This is a genomic window from Paraburkholderia sp. SIMBA_030 (assembly GCF_046535245.1).
GTDB lineage: Bacteria > Pseudomonadota > Gammaproteobacteria > Burkholderiales > Burkholderiaceae > Paraburkholderia.
In genome coordinates this window covers 1-272 of the sequence record NZ_JAWRXB010000525.1, presented here as the reverse complement: position 1 = coordinate 272, position 272 = coordinate 1, and the positions used below count along the sequence as shown (strand labels likewise).

General features: G+C 56.6%; 1 protein-coding gene. It reads right to left on the bottom strand.

The features are described from left to right. Positions 1-272 (bottom strand): flagellar filament capping protein FliD (gene fliD / locus SB772_RS41070; protein ID WP_410838659.1); only part of this gene is annotated, 272 nt, incomplete at both ends.

Sequence of the window (272 nt, the reverse complement as noted above, 5' to 3'; positions counted from 1 at the left end):
CCAAGGCAGCCTGATCAGCTGTCAGCTTGGTTTTGGTCACATTCAGGTTGGTGGTGCGAGTGTCGAGAATGCCACCGGTATCGGTGTACGGCTTGATCACATTGTTCATGCGTTCGAGCAGACCGTTGGTGCCGGTAAACAGGGTCTGGACTTCGCCACCGAGCTTCTTGTCGTTCATCGCAGCAGTGAACTTGGTGCCGTCGAAGTTCAACGCACCGGTCTTTTGGTCCGTGGTGATCCCCAACTGCGAGAGCACGGTCAGCTTGTCGCCG